The 17,031-nt window shown below is 51.4% G+C and carries 11 protein-coding genes; 2 read left to right on the top strand and 9 right to left on the bottom strand.

Going from position 1 to position 17,031, the window contains the following annotated elements:
- Positions 1–79 precede the first annotated feature (79 nt).
- On the top strand, positions 80–3,895 hold the full coding sequence (locus tag AB4Z33_RS24970) for a collagen binding domain-containing protein (protein WP_442052489.1): 3,816 nt from the start codon (positions 80–82) through the stop codon (positions 3,893–3,895).
- A 52-nt stretch (positions 3,896–3,947) separates the two neighbouring features.
- On the opposite strand, the gene AB4Z33_RS24965 is transcribed toward AB4Z33_RS24970, so the two are convergent.
- The 5 genes from AB4Z33_RS24965 to ftsE form a co-directional block, all read right to left on the bottom strand.
- On the bottom strand, positions 3,948–5,252 hold the full coding sequence (locus AB4Z33_RS24965) for a PDZ domain-containing protein (protein WP_442052488.1): 1,305 nt from the start codon (positions 5,250–5,252) through the stop codon (positions 3,948–3,950).
- A 95-nt stretch (positions 5,253–5,347) separates the two neighbouring features.
- Positions 5,348–6,802, bottom strand: coding sequence for a S41 family peptidase (locus AB4Z33_RS24960; RefSeq protein ID WP_442052487.1), 1,455 nt, complete (start codon positions 6,800–6,802; stop codon positions 5,348–5,350).
- Between the two features lie 195 nt (positions 6,803–6,997).
- Positions 6,998–8,209 carry a murein hydrolase activator EnvC family protein gene (locus AB4Z33_RS24955; RefSeq protein WP_442052486.1) on the bottom strand — a complete coding sequence of 404 codons (1,212 nt, stop codon included), beginning with the start codon at positions 8,207–8,209 and terminating at the stop codon, positions 6,998–7,000.
- A 12-nt stretch (positions 8,210–8,221) separates the two neighbouring features.
- On the bottom strand, positions 8,222–9,139 hold the full coding sequence (ftsX, locus tag AB4Z33_RS24950) for a permease-like cell division protein FtsX (protein WP_442052485.1): 918 nt from the start codon (positions 9,137–9,139) through the stop codon (positions 8,222–8,224).
- Positions 9,129–9,815, bottom strand: coding sequence for a cell division ATP-binding protein FtsE (ftsE, locus tag AB4Z33_RS24945; protein WP_307208650.1), 687 nt, complete (start codon positions 9,813–9,815; stop codon positions 9,129–9,131). The genes ftsX and ftsE overlap by 11 nt, the downstream gene beginning before the upstream one ends.
- A 248-nt stretch (positions 9,816–10,063) precedes the next feature.
- Here ftsE and AB4Z33_RS24940 point away from each other — a divergent pair, with 248 nt between their 5' ends.
- A complete protein-coding gene (locus AB4Z33_RS24940) occupies positions 10,064–11,494 on the top strand; it encodes a VanW family protein (protein WP_442052484.1) in 1,431 nt (476 codons plus the stop codon).
- 92 nt (positions 11,495–11,586) lie between these two features.
- On the opposite strand, the gene AB4Z33_RS24935 is transcribed toward AB4Z33_RS24940, so the two are convergent.
- From AB4Z33_RS24935 to argF, 4 genes are all read right to left on the bottom strand, one after another.
- Positions 11,587–13,059: a WG repeat-containing protein gene (locus AB4Z33_RS24935; RefSeq protein ID WP_442052483.1), complete on the bottom strand. Its 1,473-nt coding sequence runs from the start codon at positions 13,057–13,059 to the stop codon at positions 11,587–11,589.
- A gap of 150 nt (positions 13,060–13,209) precedes the next feature.
- The gene (argH, locus tag AB4Z33_RS24930) at positions 13,210–14,625 is read right to left on the bottom strand and encodes an argininosuccinate lyase (protein ID WP_337104011.1); all 1,416 of its coding nucleotides are present in this window, start codon (positions 14,623–14,625) and stop codon (positions 13,210–13,212) included.
- Between the two features lie 125 nt (positions 14,626–14,750).
- Entirely contained in the window at positions 14,751–15,980 is a 1,230-nt protein-coding gene (locus AB4Z33_RS24925; RefSeq protein ID WP_442052482.1) for an argininosuccinate synthase, read from the bottom strand.
- Positions 15,981–16,015: 35 nt separating this feature from the next.
- The gene (argF, locus tag AB4Z33_RS24920; protein WP_442052481.1) at positions 16,016–16,975 is read right to left on the bottom strand and encodes an ornithine carbamoyltransferase; all 960 of its coding nucleotides are present in this window, start codon (positions 16,973–16,975) and stop codon (positions 16,016–16,018) included.
- Between the last annotated feature and the right edge of the window lie 56 nt (positions 16,976–17,031).

Genomic DNA, 17,031 nt, shown 5'->3' with positions numbered 1-17,031 from the left:
GAAAAAGGAGGTTAAAACTAGCTTTTATCTAGAGCCCAAATAAAAATTTTACTTTTAGCTTAACGGGAGGTTAATAACCATGAAGAAAAAAGTCGCAGCGATGCTCGTCGCCTTTTTCATTATTTTCCAATATACGAATGTCGGAGGCATAACGAAGCAAGCAAACGCCTTAGCTATTGCAGATAACATCATTACGAGTATTAAGTTATCAGACGTCGCGTCTCAGGACGTGATCGCAGAAATCGACGAAGCCGTATCCGATGCAAGCGAGGACATCCAGGTTGAGCTCGGACAGAGGCTTAACATTGAATATACGTATAAACTGGATGCTTCAAAAGGATTCCAAGACGGCGACACTTATGAGTTTCAGCTTCCGCCTGAACTAGTGATGTACACGCCGCTTAGCGCTAAACCCCTGGATGACGGCGATGGTGGAACTGTAGGTACATTCGACGCGGATTTGACCGGTAAGGTCACAATGACATTTAACGAAAATATCGTTGGCAGTGACGTAGAAGGCTCGCTTAGTTTCTGGACCTTCTTCTCCAAAGCAAGCGTCAATAACAAAACGGAAGTCCCGGTAGATTTCGGCATCGGCGATGCGGTCATTATTCATATTAAACCGAATGTAAGCAAATCAACGACCAAGGACGGTTCAACCGACAAGGCGATCAATGCTCAAAATATTTCGTGGAGCATCGATGTCAACAAAGCGCTCAAAAAAGTCGCGAATGCGAAAATCAGCGACGTCATTCCTTCGGGTCTCACGTTCACGAACGACGGCACACTGAAGCTGGAGAAGTTGGATATCGATACGGACGGCAATGCATTCAATCCGGTCCTCGTTGATCCGGCGGCTTATGATGTAACGCTGCCCGTGGCTCCGGACAACGAATTAGTTATCGAGCTGGGAGACATCGCTTCCGCTTATCGACTTACTTATTCGACATCCATCGACAGCACGCATATTCTTACGGAAAGCTTTACGAACACTGTAAACTTTACGGGCGATAACGTCAGTCCAACTTCTGCTACGAAGAAGGTAGACAATAAGCGCGGTGAGCTTTTGAAAAAATCATCGACAGGATATAGCGAAACAACTCAACTCATCGATTGGCAGATCAAGTACAATTTCGGCGAAAACGCGATAGATTCCGCGTCGATTACCGACCTGTTCAACGATAAGCATCAGCTCGTTGCCGGCTCGATCAAGGTCTTCGAGGTACCTGACCCGAATACAGGCATTGCCGGCAGTCTAGTGTCTCCTGCTGATTACAGCGTAGACGATTCTCCTGCTATCGCCGGTAAGAACGGCTTCATCCTAACATTCAACAATGCAATCAACTCTGCATATATCATCGAGTATCAAACGGAACCCTCGGCCAACGTCTACGAGGACGCTTCGATCAAAAACGATGTAACGGCAGATGGCGGATCATCGACCAGCACGCAAGGCATCAAACAAACCTTTTTCTCGAAGAGCAATTCCGGTTTCAATTACGCGACAAGAACGATCGATTGGACAATCCGCATTAACGGCAACGGCTATGAGCTGTACGATCTGCGGTTCGACGACACCTTCGGAGTCGACGGACAGCAGCTAATCGCAGTCAGCTTGAAGATTGACGGAGCAGCAGCCGCTAGCAGCACTTATACCGTAAATTATAAACCAGACAATTCGGCAATCGATACGGTTCAAGGCTTCTCCGTCGATTTCGGGGATGGAGACCAGCCGCATACGATCACTTACACGACAAAGTACGATTATACGGACGGCTCGTATGCCACGAACAAGACAAGCTATAACAACATAGGCAGCCTGAAGTGGAAAGAGGAAGATACAGGCTCTGATCTCAGCAAGACAGCTCCATCCAATCCTAGCCCAAATCAAGAAACGATCGACAACGGCTTCAAGAACGGGCGCTACTACGCTGATACGAAAGAGATCGCATGGGAGCTTGGCATCAACTACAACAGTAAAACGCTGCCAAATGCCGTCATTACGGACAAGCTCTCGTCTGAGCAAAAATACGTGGCCAATTCGATTGAGGTTCGCCATATGGCCGTAGCTGCTAACGGAACGACTACCAACGGCGCGATCGTTGATCCGGCTGACTACGCGCTCACCGTTGAGGACGAAGCAGATGGGCAGAAGCTCGTTATCGAGTTCGGCGATATTACGAGCCCTTATTTCATTTCGTTCCGCACCGAACTTGAGGACGAATTCATCGAGAACGAATCCATCATCAACAACGCGATATTGACGGCTGACGGCTATGATCCGAAGACGCTGTCCGAAACCGTAGAAATCCCGAAAGCAGGAGAATACGTAGCGAAGAGCGGCGATCAGAACGACAGCGATCCGAACGTGATCGATTGGACCGTCTACATTAACCGCGGCCAATCTACGGTTGAGAACGCGAGCATCATCGACACGCCAAGCAGCAAGCAGATTATCGTGGACGATTCCTTCGTCCTCTACGATACGACCGTGGACGAGGATGGCAACGTTACGAAAGCCGGACCGGCTGATACCAGCCTATATGAGGTTAAGGTAGAAGCGAATCCAGATCCGGCTGCCGGCGAAGGAGACAGCCTTTTCGTTCTAACCTTTCATTCCGTCATTAAGAAACCGTACATTCTGGAATACAAAACGATAATTGACGCGGAGGACGGCGACAACTTAACGAACAGCGTCGCATTCCGCGGTAACGGCGTCGATCTTGTTACCATTGACGAGCCTTCCGAAGTCGAAGTCAAATTGTCGGGCGGCTCAGGCACAGGCAGTGCATATAAGGGCAGCTTGAAAATCACGAAGGTTGATTCGAGCGACAATACGCTTACCCTTGCAGGCGCGGCATTCGAGCTTTATCGTAATTCGAACAACCAGAAGGTCGGCGATACCGAGTACACCGGCAATGATGGCATTGCATTATTCGACAACTTGAAATACGGTCAATATACGCTGAAAGAAGTGACACCTCCTGCCGACTATTCCATCGTCAGCACAGGCGAGTACACAATTACGATCAACTCCAAGGGTGAACAGCAAATTACGATTGCGAACGCAAAGCTGACAGGTGACTTGACCGTCACGAAGGTATCGGCCTCCGACGCCGCCAAACTGCTGGCGAATGCTATATTCGATCTGTATGACAGCACGCTGACTACGAAGCTGCAACGGGTTACAACGGATGCGTCAGGGAAAGCAGTGTTCGTCAACATCCCTTACGGCGATTATATTTTGAAGGAATACAGAGCTCCTTCGGGTTATAGGATCGACGGCGATGGCGAATACCCAATCACGATTAACGAAGACAACGAAGCCATTACGGTTGAAAATGTAAAACGCGTAACCGCACCGGAACCGGATCCGGAAGTTACGCCTAGCCCAACACCTGCAACATCGCCTGAACCAACGCCGGTTGTGACGCCAGAGCCAACGCCGTCTGTTACTCCTGCGCCAAGCGTAACGCCTGCGCCAACGATTAAACCATCGCCTACTCCTCCAATCGAGAAAGAAGTGACGAAGGAAAAGAAACCGATCGAGGATAAAGTTGACGTTCCGAAGAAAGGAAATGCGAAGTCAGGCAAACTGCCGGAGAACGGCAAAGTAACCGTTACGCCGGATGGCAAGTGGGTATATACGCCGAATCCAGGTTTTATCGGCAAGGATAAATTTTCCATCATTGTAATGAATGAGAATGGCGAGGAAGAAGAGCTGTTCTTCGAAATTGATGTGGAGGAAATACCGCAAGGCGGAGGAACAGCACAAGCACCTGATGTCGACGAGCTGCCTAAGACGGGCGATTCAAGCAATCTGCCTTTCGTGGCGCTCGGAGCATCTCTTGTACTAATCGGCGCTGCGCTCCGATTGAATAGAAAAACGAATTAAGAAAAAGCGGTTGAAGGGAAGTGCTCCCTTTCAACCGCTTTTTTTGTTGCTATTAGGCTTCGTGGCTTTCGCTGGCTGCCGCCGCTTCGCCGCCGCGCTTATTGGCCGTTCTCGAACGCAAAAGCTCGAGCAACGATGCCGGACCTGCAGCCGCATAATAATTGGCTTGCTCATCCGGCGCCAAGATGACGCCAAGCTGATGATGCTCGCCCGCGTAACGCGCGCGCTGCGCAAACTTGATCTCACCTTCGAAGTTCAATACTTCGAGCTTGCAGAACGCAGGATTATGCCGCAGCGCTTCATACATCTCTTCCTTGTTCTTGATCCGAATGCCGTTCACCTTATGAATTACTTCACCGGGCAGAAGCCCCATCGTTGCAGCGGGCGTACCCGGTACAATCCCCAATATGCGTAAGCCGCGCGCATCATTCACATACAGCGGCGATCTCCGCGCTTCCGATGCGGTGCTGCGCCATACAAGCGCCTCATGCAGCAGCAACGTTACAACAGCTGCTAGCGGAAGCAACATCGGCAGTTGCCAGGCTGCAAGCGCGGCCGCGGTTACGATAACGCTGTACAGCAGTAGCCCTTTAGCCGCATGCTTCGCCTTCTGCTTAGGCAGCAGCGAGCGCGTCATTTCCGTGAAGCCGATCACCATCGGCAGCGCTATGACTGACCATCCTTGCGTCCAATCGGCGCCGAAGAGCGGCGTCCATGGCAGCGCCGTCTGCGACATTCCGCCACCAGCGGCCGGGACGATCATAAGCAGCGGTACAGGCCAGAAGCCTTGCAGCATATAACCGCCAACAAGCTTGCCCCGCTTCCCTTCCACGAACAGCGGAGTGGATAGCTTGTCTCCCTGCCAGCGGACGAGTGCGGCCTCTGCTAGATGAAGAAGAGCAACGATTACCAGCAATCCTGCAGTATCAATCTCAGCAAGCGAAGCCGATAACGAACCGGCCCAGTCGGAACGTTCGGCTAGCGTTGTGAAGCCAATCCCCCACTGAAGCAACGCGATAATACCAGCACTGTAGGCGAAGCACAAGTAGCGAATGCGTATGAGCATCAATAGGACAGCTATTGCCCAAAGCCATAACACCGCTTCTCCCGTTAACGCCGTTCCAATAAAGGCGCCGACCGCCGACACGACGAGCCCTACCGCCAAGCCAGCCACCATTGCCCGCAGCACAAGAGCAGGCCAATTATGAAGCTTAACCGCAAACAGCTGTCTTTCCATCCGGATCTGTCTCGTATATTGCAAAATAATAAATAAAACCGAAATATAATAAAAAGGCTGCGCTAATAGTTGTATGGCTGCCTGTCCGAACGCTTCCAGCAAATCAATCAACGTTGCCAATCTCCACACTCCTCCGCTTACGCGCGATTTAGCAAAAAAAATAAAAGGCCGGCTCCACGATAGAGCCAACCTCTTATTCATTCGACGCCAATGAGTTATTTCCTGCCTGACACCTTGATTGCTTCATGCAGTTGAACGTCATTGTTCTCATCTTGAATCCACTTAACTACCGCTTGTTCAAGCGCTTCTGCGGTCTTCACATCAACCTTGCCTGTTGCCGGCATGCTATGCTCCGACTGGAATCGCTTGACTGCCTCGGTCGTCTCCTGACCGAAATATCCGTCCTCGCGCTTCGGCTCGTAGCCTAAGCCATGAAGCATAATTTGAACGCTGCGGACCTGCTCGCCGAGCATATCCTGTTGCAGCGTCTCGGACATACTTAGTCTTGCTACCGTATAGAGATCCGGAGGCTGTACTTCAATATCCGGCTTAATGCCTTTCTCATGGATCCAGTTGCCGTTAGGCGTCAGCCACTTCGCAATCGTCATCTTGACGAGACTGCCATCGCCAAGCGCTTTGTTGTAGCTGACTTGCACCGTACCTTTGCCAAACGACGTCTCGCCGATCAGCTTCGCGCCAGCTCCCTCTTGGAGTGCGCCGGCCAATATTTCCGATGCGCTTGCGCTGCCTTTGTTCATGAGCACGGTGATCGGGTATGTCTTGCTTTGGCCTTCCGATAACGTCTTCTCGCGTTCGCCGCTGCGGTCCTCGACTTGAACGACCGTCTGACCTTTGGCAAGGAACGACTCGGCAATGTCAACGACAACAGGGAGAATACCGCCAGGATTGTTGCGCACATCGATAACTAATCCCTTCATCCCCTGCTGCTCCAGCTTGGCGAGCTCTTCCTTGAAGCGCTCCGCCGTATGAAGCGAGAACTGCCGTATCTCAATGACTCCGACACCGTCGGTTCGCAAATTCGCATAGACGGTTTCGACGTCGATATCGTCTCGAATCAGTACGAGCTGCACCGGCTCGTTAAAGCCGCTGCGAAGCACTTGCAGCTTCGCCTTCGTACCTTTTGGACCGCGAATCTTAGCAACTGCATCCTGCAGGCTCAAACCGTCAAGCTTCTCGCCATTCACAGAAATAAGCACGTCCTTGGCTAGTAAGCCGGAACGTTCGGCTGGCGATCCTTTGATCGGCGCGACAACGACAATCTTGCCGTTCTCCATCGTCACTTCTGCACCGATTCCGGTGAACGAGCCTTCGATCGACTCGGAGAAATGCTGCGCTACGTCCTTCTCCATATAGACGGAATACGGATCCTCCAGCGAAGACATCATGCCGCTTACCGCACCATCCACCAGTTCGTGACGATCGACCTTCTCATAATACTTCGTCTCGATCAGCTCAAGCACGGCATTCAGCTTCGTTAGCTCATCTTCCTTCAAGCTGTAGCGGCTTGTACCGCCTTCCGCCGACGCAGAGGTGAGCGCAGCTTCCACCTTCGGATTAATAAGCTGGTCCGCGATCGTCAGCGTTACGAGCACAGAAGCGAACATCGTCAGCATCACGAACGCGAACACTGTGCGTCCTTTGAATTGCACCCTTCTACACCACCTTCATATTTTCCCAGTATTGCCTGTGCCGAACCTGGTCGCAGGCTTGGCTCTCTTCCTAATACCGTCCTAGTATATGACAAGCGGCTTACAATTATTTGCAAGGMATCGTTTAAAAACAAGGGCAGCCATATGGCTGCCTCTTGGTTGTCTACCTATAAGTTATCGCTAATGCCTATCGAACTATTTCAAGTAACCGCCCGGGTTGACGGCAACCTCATTCTTACGTACCTCGAAGTGAAGATGCGGTCCGGTCGAGTTGCCTGTGCTTCCGACTTCAGCGATCTTGTCGCCTTTCTTGACCGTATCGCCCTTGCTGACCAATCGGCCGCCTTTGCGAATATGACCATACAGCGTCCACAAGCCGTTGCCGTGGTCGATTACGATACACTCGCCGTAGCTGCTCCAGGTTTGCGAGATAATAACGACGCCGCCCTCCGCCGCATAAATATCCGTGCCCTGCGGCGCAGCGAAGTCGATACCTGTATGCGTATGCTTCTTGCCTGTGATTGGATGCGTCCGCGTGCCAAAGTTCGAGCTAATCCGGTAGTTGTCCTTGATCGGCATACCGAGTCTGCCGCCGCTATACGGATTGGAAATACGGTTTTTCTCGGCATTCAGCTTGGACACCTTCGATGCAAGTTGCATCAACTCTTTCTCTGCTTCTTCTCCAATATCCTCAAGCTGCTCCAGTTCCGAGTCGAGCGCTTGGAGATTGCTGTTGTAGCTGGCAATCAATTGCTCCTTCTCATGCTCCTTGGCGATGAGCGCGTTCTCGTACTTCTCCAACTTATCGTACATGGCCTTAACCTCGGCGAACTRCTTCTCGACCTCGGCTTTTTTCTGAACGACAAGCTCCTTCTCTTGCTTCTGCTCTTCGAGTATATCGTGATCCTGACTGAGGATCGACTGCAGCGCATCGAAACGATCGATGAAATCGGTGAAGCTCGTTGCGCTTAGCAAGACATCCATATACGACACGAATCCGTTCGTATACATAAGACGCATACGCGATTGCAGCAGCTCGTCGCGCTCTACGACACGTTGCTCGGCTTGCTCCAGCTGAGTGCCTGTCTGCAGCAACTCCTCCTCCTTCGCATCAACCTCTGCCTGCGTATTCATTTTGTTAACCGTTACATTGTCGATCTCCGCAAGTATATTCTGAATCGAGGCTTGCGCGTCGGACTTCTTCACTTCAATGTCCGACTTCTGAGAATTAGCATTAGCTGCCTGCTTCTGCGCTTCTGCTGCGCGTCTCTCAGCGTCCCGCATTTCCTTCTTTGCTTCCTCGATCTGTTTCTTGATCTGACTAAGCGATGCCGCTTCTCCGCTTGCCGGGTGCAACATAAATACGGTAAGCAGCGTTACTACAATAACACCAGCTATTCTCCTCATTACCATCATCACCTACACTTTCAAATACTTTCGTACCGAAATGGTGCTGCCCCAAATGCCTAACAATGTTCCTAGTCCGATCAACAGCAGCGCGACCATTCCAGCCACTTCTTTAAACGTGACGAGCTTAATCATCATTAGAGCCAAATCCGTCTCCGTAAAGCTAACAAATTGCGAGTATGCAACCCAGATGACAGCCGTAGTCAATACGGAACTGATCAATCCGATTAAGGCGCCTTCGATAAAGAACGGCCAGCGGATGAACGAGTTCGTCGCTCCTACCAGCTTCATAATGCCAATCTCACGGCGTCTGGCGATAATCGTCATCTTGATCGTGTTCGAGATGAGGAACATCGCGGTAATGCCTAGGCCGATAACGACTACGAAACCGATGTTGCGCACTACGTTCGTTATAGTGAACAGCTTCTCGACTGTGCCTTGGCCGTACTTGACCTTCGCAATCGGCAGCGACTCGTCCGCCTTGTTGATGGCTTCGATCTGCGCAACCGCCGTTTCGATCGATAGCGGATCGTAGACCTCGACGGTAAAGGAATCTGGCAGAGGGTTCTTCTCATTCTCGTAGCCCTCAATCAAATCTTCATTCTCCTTGCCAAGGCTTTCGCGCAATATATCAAGCCCTTCTGCCTTCGACACGAACTTCACTTTGCTTACTTCCGTTATGTTGCCGATCTTGTTCTGCAGCTCTGTCATCTTGGTTTGATCGACGTTCAATTGCAAGTAGACCCGAATCTGAACCTGGCTTTCTATCTGATCCGCCATTGCGTTCACGTTCAATGCAAGCAGCAGGAAAACTCCTAGTATAAACAGCGAGATGAACATGGAGCTCATCGAAGCGAACGACATCCAGCCGTTGCGGATAATGTTCTTCGCGCCTTCTCGCATATGCCGGAGAATCGTACTAAGCTTCATAGCCGTACTCTCCTCTCGCTTCATCGCGAACGATGTTGCCGTTCTCGATGGCAATGACGCGCTTGCGCATGGAGTTGACGATGTCCTTGTTATGCGTAGCCATGACGATTGTCGAACCGCGGAAGTTAATCTCTTCAAGCAGGTTCATAATGCCCAGCGACGTCTCGGGATCCAGGTTGCCTGTCGGCTCGTCCGCGACAATAACCGACGGATTGTTCACGATTGCGCGGGCAATGGCGACACGCTGCTGTTCGCCGCCTGATAGCTGTGCCGGCAAGGAGGCGTGCTTATGCTTAAGCCCGACAAGCTCCAGCACCTCCATCGTGCGTCTCTTAATGACTCTGCGGGGCGCCTCGATCGCCTCCATGGCGAAAGCGACATTTTCGAATACGGTAAGCTTCGGAAGCAATCTGAAATCCTGGAAAATAACGCCGATGTTGCGTCTCACGTATGGAATCTTGCGAGGCTTAAGCTTGCCAATGTTGAAGCCGTTCACCGATATTTGCCCTTTGGACGGCACTTCCTCACGGTAAATCAACTTCATAAAGGTCGATTTGCCTGCGCCGGAAGGCCCTACGAGGTATACAAATTCATTACGATCTATTCGAACGGAAACGCCGCGAAGCGCATGTGTGCCATCCGCATACGTCTTCCAAATGTCCTGCATTTCAATCACATTCATCACATCCTGTTAATAGTCAGCTTTATGTAATTCGACAGGTTGCCACGAAATCCTTCAAAATGGGCTTTGTTTCCTCATATTTTCACAATTCTAATAATGGAGTCCTATGTCGAATAGAGAGTTTGACGCGCTGCAATAAGGCTTTCAGCCCGCTCAAGACAAGAACGGCGCCGCTGATGCATATAGTTGGTAAACGGGTTAGTATTCATTATTTTTCAAATTCGGGAAGGGTGTTGTTCATTTTGAAGCGACTGTATCTCGGCTTGGTTATATCGTTGGTAATATTGCTTGCAGCGGCGGGGGTCGGATGGGTATTGCTGTGGAACTATGCTACACAGGATACCGTGCCCGAAGGCGTTGTCGTGGGGGGCATTCCGATTGGCGGCATGACGATTAATGAGGCGCTTGGCTTATTGGATGATTACGAGCAGTCCCTCCAAAAACGGACCATTACGATAAACGCGAATACCGAGACCGGCGACAGCAAGCAATGGGCGGTAAGCGAGTTAGGATACAAGGCGGAGTTCAAAGGCGTGAAAGAGGCGCTGCTTAAGCTGCGTGATGGACGCATATGGGACCGGGCCGAATACCGTTACCGCTTTCCGAAGTCTTATTCGCTATCGCAGAGCTGGGAGCGTGATACGTTCGATTCCGCCGTTCGCAAGCAATGGGGCTGGATCGAAAAAAACGAACCAAAAGATGCCTCCCGTACGATTACCGATAAAGACGAGGTGCTTTATGTGCCGCATGTCGACGGCTATCGAATCCAGCTTGAATCGTTATCCGAGAAAGTCAATGGGTGGGTATGGATTGATGAGCAGGAGCTGGCGAAGCCGATTGAACGAACATTCGCCGATGAGCTTCCCATTACGGCGATTCACCCGAAGGTGACGCTGGCGGCATTGAAGGAGGAAGGCATTGATCGCAAAATCGTCGAGTTCTCGACCGATTTCAAGACGAGCGCGGAAGGACGCGCCCATAATGTAACGATTACGGCGGAAATGTTGAACGACACCCATCTCGCTCCTGGCGAAGTGTTCGATTACGATAAGCTCATAACGGCAACGGAGAAGGAGCACACGTATCGGGAAGCTCCCGTCATTCTGAACGGCAAGCTTGTGCCCGGCATCGGCGGAGGCATCTGCCAAGTATCGAGCACACTGTATAATGCGATTTTGCGAGCAGGACTTGAAATCGTAGAACGGCGCAATCACTCGATTCCCGTCGCGTATCTACCTCTTGGGCAGGATGCGACATACTCCGGCGGCGCCATCAACTTCCGCTTCAAAAACACAACCGGCAAACATCTCATCATTCGGACAGAGGTAAAGGATCGCACGGTGACGATCAAGCTGTTCGGCACAATGGACGAAAGCCTTCGTTACGATGTTGAATCGGTTACTACGGACACCCTGTCACCAAAAATCGTGGAGACGGTAAACGCCTCGTTGCCTGCCGGCAAGCAAGTCGTCGTTGACAGCGGCAAACAAGGGTATGTCGTTGACACGTTCCGCATCCTCTATAAAGACGGCAAAGAAACGTCCCGCGAGAAAGTCTCGCATGATACGTATCGCGCGCAGCCGACGATCATCGAGCGCGGGCCTCAGCAGGGCGAGAACTCGCCTGCACCTACGCCGACTCCGAAAGATTCGGTCGTGGAGGACGGCATCTAGGACGAGGAAGTGCAGGCATTCACAGGATAACGAAAGTTTTTGGCATGAGAAAGCCCCGCGCAGCTGTGCTGTGCGGGGCTTTGCCGACTGTTCTATTCGGTGTAAGCGAGACTTGTATCGATGCCGATCGTGCTGGTCGAAGCATCCCATGTTACGCCGATGTTGAACACTTTAGCGATATCTCTTAGCTTAAAGTAGTTGTTGCCGCCAATGTTATAAGCTTTAAGCGGTGCTTCCACGCCGTCAACATAAATTGTGGATGCGGTAGGCGAAGCAGACTTAACGGCTTGGCTTGTTCCAGCAGCTAGCTCGCCGCCTACTGGCGTATAGGCTTTGTTCGCAAGCAGATTGACCGCGTTTTTAGCTTTGTCAAAGCTGACTTCGAAGTTTTTGTTCGTACCGTTAACCGCTAATGCCAGATCGCGGAGCTTAAAGTAATTGCTGCCGCCGATATTGTACGCTTCGAACGATACCGCCTTGCCGTTCACCATCACTTTGGATGCCGTTGGCTTCGCGGAAACGGGCGCAAGCAGAGGGCTCTTTAGAATGTAATAGGTTTGGTAATCGCCGTCGGATGCAATGGCATAACCGTTCTCGAACTCGCCGCCAAAAAAGTTGAGGACGAACTTCGTGACTTCCTTGCCGGTCGCGTCGATATAGCCTTGCACCATGTCTTCTTCGTTGATGTATCTGCCTACTAAAGCAAGCCCCTCAATATATTCGGAATATACTTCATCATATTTCGGTTTTACGACCACTTTGCCGTTTTTATCGATGAAGCCCCATAGACCGTCCTGCATGAACGCGGCCAATCCTCCATTAAACGAATACACATCTTCGTATTGCGGCTTAATGACTTCCTTGCCCGTCGTATCGATAAAGCCCCACAGATCACCCTTGAGAACCGGAGCGAGTCCATTTTGGAACGGGTAAGCCAAATCATACTTCGGCGCTACTATTTCCTTGCCAGTCGCGTCGATATAACCCCAATAGTCGCCTTCGTTATAGATCGCATAACCTTCCAAGAAATTGTAGATCGTATCATAATTCGCTTCGAAAACTTGCTTGCCTGTCGTATCGATATAGAACGGCTTGCCGTCCAATACTACAGGCGCAATCCCGCTGCCGAAGCTGGATGCCGATTCGTACTTCGCCTCAATAACGAGCTCGCCCTTTTTATTAATAAAGCCCCACTTCTCGCCCTTAGCGACTAGCATCAGACCATCTACAAATTGTTCGCCAATCGAGTCATAGCTCGGCTGAATAACGATTTTGCCTGTCTTGTCGATCATGCCCCACTTCTCGTTCAGCATGACCGGTGCCAAACCGTCGTGGAAATCCATTACCCCGTCATACTTGGCAGGAATGACCGCTTTACCGGCTGTATCAATAAACCCAAAAGTTTCAATGTCCGTGCTTTCATCGTAATCCAAATACCATGCCAAACCTTCGCTTAATTCGCCGACCGTTACGTATGGTAAATATCTGGCGGCATGTACGCTTGATAATGGAATCATAACCGCGATTAATGCAATACTTAACCATAAACTTAACGCCTTATTCATTCTTGAAACCTCTCTTCTGGATGATTTAAATATAAAAATAAAAAAATCTATATTATTTATCGGATAAACGAGTCGAGGTTTTTAGAAAAATAAGGATTGAAAACAAAAAAGAGAAGAGGGAGATCCCTCTTCTTCCTATAACATCAGTGCTTAGCGGCTGCGCTCGACGTACTCCGTCACCCATGCAGCCGTCTCCGCAAGCGCGGCATCGGCGCGGCCGATCGCGTCTTGGACTTGCGTCTTCGCTGTGCCGCCGTATACATTGCGCGCATTGACGACTTGCTCCGGTTGAAGCACCGCGTAGATGCGGTCGTCGAACAATTGCGAGAACTGCTTGAATTCATCAAGCGTAAGGTCGAGCAAGTATTTGTTTTGCTCGATGCAATACAATACCGTCTTGCCGATGACCTCATGCGCTTGGCGGAATGGCAAGCCCTTGCCAACGAGGAAGTCGGCGATGTCTGTTGCGTTCGAGAAGTCTTGATTGACCGCTTGGCGCATCCGATCCTTGTTGACCTTCATCGTCGCAATCATAGGCGCGAACAATTGAAGCGCGCCTTGCAGCGTCTTCACGGTATCGAACATGCCTTCCTTGTCTTCCTGCATATCCTTGTTGTAAGCAAGCGGAAGCGACTTCAACACCGTCAGCAAGCCAACGAGATTGCCGTACACGCGCCCAGTTTTGCCGCGAACAAGCTCCGGCACGTCCGGATTTTTCTTCTGCGGCATAATGCTGCTGCCTGTGCAGAATGCGTCATCCAGTTCAACGAAATGGAACTCCGTGCTCGACCACAGGATCAGCTCTTCGCTTAAGCGCGACAAATGCATCATGATGATCGAGGCGTCCGACAGAAACTCAAGAATGAAGTCGCGGTCGCTTACCGCGTCCAGACTGTTCTCGTACACACGGTCGAACTTCAATTGACTCGCCACGAAATGGCGGTCGATCGGGAACGTCGTGCCGGCCAAAGCGCCCGCTCCTAGCGGAAGCACATTGATCCGTTTGTAGCTGTCTTGCAAGCGCTCGATGTCGCGTCCGAACATGGACACGTACGCCATCAGATGATGCGCGAACAAGATCGGCTGAGCCCGTTGCAAATGCGTGTATCCCGGAACGATTGTATCGATATTCGCCTTCGCTTGCTCGATAAGCGCGGATTGCAGCTTATGCAGCATATCGACGAATTCAACAACGCGTTTGCGAAGCCACAAATGCATATCCGTTGCAACTTGGTCGTTGCGGCTGCGTCCGGTGTGCAGCTTGCCGCCTACCGTGCCAACGTCGTCGATCAACGTTTTCTCGATATTCATATGAATGTCTTCGTCGCCGATGGAGAATTCAATATCGTCGCGCTTAATGCGCTGAAGAACGCGGTGCAAGCCGTCCTTGATTTTCTCAACGTCATCGGCAGGCAAGATGCCTTGCTTGCCAAGCATCGTTACATGCGCCAAGCTGCCTTGAATGTCTTCTTCGGCAAGCTCTTTGTCGAACATGATCGATGCTGTATATTCTTCTACCAATTGGTCTGTCTTCTTCGTAAACCGACCGCCCCATAGTTTGCTCACTCGCTCATACACTCCCTGCCGGAGAAACGGACGAAAAGCATGACGCAGCACCCCTCAACGCCGCTGCTGCTGTTACTGCAGCTTCGCCGAGTCCTCTGCCTCATGCTTCCGCCAAGCTTCCGGATTTATTTGTTGTTAACTGCCGAAGATACTTTCAGACGAAGCGCGTTCAGGCGGATGAAGCCTGTTGCGTCGCCTTGGTCGTATGCTTGGGACGGGTCTGCTTCCATCGTCGCGATATCCGGGTTGTACAAGCTGACCGGGCTCTTCACGCCAGCGCCGATTACGTTGCCTTTGTACAGCTTCAGTCGAACAACACCGCTCACGTTCTTCTGCGATTCTTCGACTAGCGCTTGCAGGGCAAGACGCTCAGGCGCGAACCAGAAGCCGTTGTATACGAGTTGGCTGTATTTAGCGATAAGGGAGTCGCGAAGGTGCATAACTTCGCGGTCCATCGTAAGTGATTCCATTTTGCGATGAGCCGTGAACAGGATCGTGCCGCCCGGGGTTTCGTACACGCCGCGGCTCTTCATGCCGACGAAGCGGTTCTCCACCATATCGACACGGCCGATGCCGTGCTTGCCGCCAAGCTCGTTCAGCGTCTCCATCACTTCAAGCGGGCTAAGCTCTTGGCCGTTAATAGCTGTACAGTTGCCTTGCTCGAATGTAAGCTCAACGTATTCCGCTTTGTCCGGCGCTCTCTCTGGGGATACGCTCAGCACGTACATGCTCTCGTTCTCCTCCGAGCTTGGGTCGAACCATGGATCTTCAAGCATGCCGCTCTCGAAGCTGATATGCAGCAGGTTGCGGTCTGTCGAATAAGGCTTAGCAGCCGATGCCGTAACCGGAATGCCGTGTTTCTCGGCATAAGCGATCATCTCGGCGCGTCCAGGGAACTGCTCGCGGAACGCTTCCAGACGCCAAGGCGCGATTACGCCGATCTCAGGAGCAAGCGCTGCAGCCGTCAGCTCGAAGCGGACTTGGTCATTGCCTTTGCCCGTTGCGCCATGCGCAATCGCCGTAGCGCCTTCAGCGCGTGCGATGTCAACCATGCGCTTAGCGATAAGCGGACGTGCGATCGATGTGCCGAGCAGGTATTGGCCTTCGTACAGCGTTCCCGCTTGGAACATCGGGTAAATAAAGTCCTTCGCGAATTCATCGCGCAGGTCGTCGATGTATACTTTCGATGCGCCTGTAGCAAGAGCTTTCGCTTCGAGGCCGTCCAGCTCATCCTTTTGGCCGATATCAGCCGTGAATGCGATAATTTCCGCGTCGTACGTTTCTTTCAACCATTTTAGGATTACCGATGTGTCCAGGCCGCCGGAGTAGGCAAGCACGATTTTTTCTTTTGCCATAATGAATATTTACTCCCCTTCAAATGAAATTTCTATTAAGACATAATAGCTGCCATGATGGCTTTCTGAGCGTGCAGACGATTCTCCGCTTGGTCGAAAATAACCGAATTCGCGCCGTCAATAACCCCTTCGCTCACTTCTTCGCCGCGGTGCGCAGGCAAGCAATGCATAAACAGGTAATCTTTTTTCGCATATTTGGTCAACGCTTCATTGACTTGGAAAGCGGCAAAAGCAAGCTCGCGTTCCTTCTGCTCGGCTTCTTGCCCCATGCTTGCCCATACGTCCGTGTAGATGACATCGGCATCAGCAATCGCTTCCTTCGGATCACGGCCGATCTGGATGATCGAACCTGTCTCAGCAGCCGTGCTCATCGTTTGCTTAATAATGTCCGCATCCGGCTCATAGCCTTCAGGCGTAGCGACCGACATGTTCATGCCGAGTTTGGCAGCGCCCATCAGCAGCGAATGAACCACATTGTTACCGTCACCGACGTAAGCCACTTTCAGCCCTTCGAGGCGGCCCTTGTGCTCAAGCACAGTCTGATAATCAGCAAGCGCTTGGCATGGGTGCGACAAATCTGTCAGTCCGTTAATGACCGGTACCGTTGCTCCGCGAGCAAGCTCAACCACTTTACGATGCTCGAATGTGCGGATCATGATGCCGTCGAGGTAGCGGGACAGCACTTGCGCCGTATCCCAGATCGGCTCGCCGCGTCCGATTTGCAGGTCACTGCCGCTTAGGAACAGCCCTTGGCCGCCCAATTGGTAGATGCCTACTTCGAACGAAACGCGCGTACGCGTGGATGATTTCTCAAAAATCATGCCGAGTGTTTTGTTTTTCAACAGTTGATGGGCTTCGCCCGCCTTCTGCTTCTTCTTCAAATCAATAGCGAGATCGATCAAGTACCGGATTTCCTCCGGCGTGTAGTCGACCAGCATAAGGAAGTCGCGCCCTTTCAGGCTTAACGCCAACTCCTCGTTAATCGTTCCTTGCATGCGTTTGCCCTCCTTCAAGCGAAACCTATCGTTTCGCTGCGTCGTTGTTACGGTTG

It is taken from the genome of Paenibacillus sp. 2TAB19, from assembly GCF_052115185.1.
Lineage (GTDB): Bacteria > Bacillota > Bacilli > Paenibacillales > Paenibacillaceae > Pristimantibacillus.
This window is presented reverse-complemented; position numbering and strand designations above follow the sequence as displayed.